Origin of the sequence: Niastella sp., from assembly GCF_045805085.1 — a bacterium.
GTDB lineage: Bacteria > Bacteroidota > Bacteroidia > Chitinophagales > Chitinophagaceae > Niastella.
In genome coordinates, this window is sequence record NZ_JBJMLX010000128.1 from 1 (window position 1) to 2,778 (window position 2,778).

Annotated in this window: 3 protein-coding genes; all 3 read left to right on the top strand. The window is 42.7% G+C overall.

Annotated features, from left to right (window positions below; genetic code table 11):
* Nucleotides 1-251 precede the first annotated feature (251 nt).
* Nucleotides 252-590, top strand: coding sequence for a hypothetical protein (locus ACJ751_RS06385; protein WP_407744542.1), 339 nt, complete (start codon nt 252-254; stop codon nt 588-590).
* Between the two features lie 579 nt (nt 591-1,169).
* Nucleotides 1,170-2,186 carry a 3-dehydro-L-gulonate 2-dehydrogenase gene (gene yiaK / locus ACJ751_RS06390; protein WP_407744543.1) on the top strand — a complete coding sequence of 339 codons (1,017 nt, stop codon included), beginning with the start codon at nt 1,170-1,172 and terminating at the stop codon, nt 2,184-2,186.
* A 71-nt stretch (nt 2,187-2,257) separates the two neighbouring features.
* A complete protein-coding gene (locus tag ACJ751_RS06395; RefSeq protein WP_407744544.1) occupies nt 2,258-2,515 on the top strand; it encodes a hypothetical protein in 258 nt (85 codons plus the stop codon).
* The last annotated feature ends 263 nt before the right edge of the window (nt 2,516-2,778 follow it).

Sequence of the window (2,778 nt, forward strand, 5' to 3'; positions counted from 1 at the left end):
GCGCGAGCTGACCTGCCCGGCTCCGCCCGCCGACGAGGTCATGCTGCGGCGCGAGCGTCAGCGGCTGGTGGCTTAGTAAATAAACAGCGCCCTGACGGTACCGTCAGGGCGCTGTTTTATTTATAGCTTTACACGTCTATTGGCTAAAACAACACGGTTATTGCCAAATCTGCACACTTAAACATTGCTCCTTTTTTCTTTATATAAACCCATAAATTGCGTCAATAACGATATAGAATCCCCTCGATAGTATGAAAAAAATGCTTTTATTAACAGGGGCAATGACTTTGCTTTTCTCCTGTAGTAAAATTTTTTATGGAACTTATAATACCAGTTACTCAAAAGATAAGAGTGCCTTTTATCAAATAAAGTTAAACACTGATAATACTGTTGAGAAGACGGAAATACACGTGATTAGTGATTTTGCAAAAGGCAGGTTTGAGTTAATAAATAATCATGTTGTCTGTTATTTTGACTCATCAAAAAATGGGTTTCCTCCAGATACCTTGACATTTAAAATAAGTGGTAAGAAACTTTACTTTGTAAGAAATGAGGTAATTAATAAAAAGACGTTTCTAATGAAACAGTAATTTTTTTAAAGTTTATGGCAAAACACAAAAGCTGCAGATGTGGCTTTTGCTTTACAGTAGGGCGTTGAAAACCCCGAATAATTTATCATAGCATTCCCATGTAGATAGTGCAAGTAAACAAAGAACCTTTATAACTACTCAGTAAATGAGATCAGGAATAAAATTTATTTTAACCTATTACGGTATATCCATTCTTCTTTTATTCTTATCAGTTTTCATTGTGCCATCAATAAGAGGAGAAATTGTCGCTTACCTTTTGTGGTTTTATATTATGAACCTTATTATTGGTATAATTATATTCCCGCCAATTGTATGGGTACTCAAAAAAACAGAGTTGAATATTTTGGGGAAGTCAATAATTTCTTTTTTTATACTGATAGTGATTTTGAATATACCCTTTTTTGCCGATGATGGCCACGTGCTGACAGTCGATGTCTTTAAAGGTTTTTTTCAGGGTCAACCCTCATTGATTGGTTTTAATAATGTGGGACTTCATGTAATTGCAATTATCAGTTTTGTAATTTCCAGTCTGTTGTTTAAAAAAAACAAGTTCTTGTCAGACAATAGTAACTTGCAATCATGACCAACCCAACCATCACCATCCCCGCAGCTGAGATGCTGCAATTGTTCAATGCCATTTTATTGAAGCAGGGTCTCACGCCCGAAAAGGCCCGGCAATGCGCTGAGGTATTCACGAATAACAGCATTGACGGCGTATACACGCATGGGGTAAACCGCTTTCCCCGCTTTGTTGAATATATTCAGAAAGGGTATATCGATATACAGGCAGAACCAACCCTGAAACACCAATGGGGTGGGGTGCAGCAATGGGATGGTAACCTGGGACCCGGTCCGTTAAATGCGATCCATGCCACCAACAGCGCCATGCAGCTGGCGCAGCAGCATGGCATTGGTTGTGTGGCCCTGGCCAATACCAATCACTGGATGCGGGGCGGTACCTATGGCTGGCAGGCGGCCAAAGCCGGTTTTGTTTTTATCGGCTGGACGAACACCACCTCCCTGATGCCCACCTGGGGCGCGGTTGACAATAAGCTGGGCAATAACCCGCTGGTAATGGCATTGCCTTACGAACAGGAAGCCATTGTGCTGGATATGGCCATGTCGCAATATTCGTTTGGGGCGCTGGAGCTGGCAGACATGAAAAAGGAACAACTACCCGTATACGGTGGCTTTGACACTCATGGACAACTCACTACCGACCCCGGCGCCATTCGCGCTTCACGCCGGCCACTGCCCATCGGTTACTGGAAAGGAGCGGGGTTGGCGCTGTTGCTGGACGTACTGGCGGCTGTATTATCAGGAGGACTGTCGGTACATGAGATCACCCAACAAAAGACTGAGATGGCCGTGTCGCAGGTATTCATTGCCATCGATACCAATAAGCTCGGTAACCATGCCGCCATAGCGCAGGTTGTAAAAAACATTATTACCGATTACCATCGATCAACACCCGAAAGTAATAAAGCCATCACCTTCCCCGGTGAGCGGGTGCTGCAAACCCGGCAGCGGAACCTGCAGCAGGGTATTCCGGTGGTGAAGGAAGTATGGGCTACGGTGAATGCGTTGAATCAATAGGGACGGGCAGTTGCAGGGAATCTAATAATTTTTATCTTTGGGCCCGCAACCCAACCCCTGATTGACCCTTTATGAAGAAGTATTTAATGTACCATTGCTCGCCCTTTATCGTAGCGGCAGTACTTTGCCTGATCCCAATTGTTTTTAGTATAATTACTATAGCCAGTTCAAAAGGGTTAGCCCTTTTATTCTTTATTCCCGCATTACTTTTACTGTTAGGTGTAGACTCTGTAATAAAATCATTGACCAGAGGTAATGTAAATTATGTCTGGATCATAGAAGCGCTGGTGGTGGGTGCTATTTTAATAACATGGCGGTTTGCACTATAGTAATTGCTAGTCGGATCCCGAACTTACTGAGTTCAACCTGTCAACCTGTTAACGCTATCAACTTGTTAACTCGTCAACTGGTTAACTGATCAACTCGTCAACTCCACCAACCCTAACCAACCCCCACCAAACAACAAGTTTTCAACATTCCAAGAAAAGGAACGGTATTTGAATTTTAGAGAATATCAGCAAGATGGGGTGATATTATTCTAAAATTTAATTTAATCGCTATGAAACCTTACCAATTGCTTCCTTTGTTTGTA

Coding starts and splice junctions, on each gene's coding strand:
- ACJ751_RS06395 (WP_407744544.1), top strand. CDS start 2,258: ATGAAGAAGTATTTAATGTACCATTGCTCGCCCTTTATCGTAGCGGCA.
- ACJ751_RS06385 (WP_407744542.1), top strand. CDS start 252: ATGAAAAAAATGCTTTTATTAACAGGGGCAATGACTTTGCTTTTCTCC.
- yiaK (WP_407744543.1), top strand. CDS start 1,170: ATGACCAACCCAACCATCACCATCCCCGCAGCTGAGATGCTGCAATTG.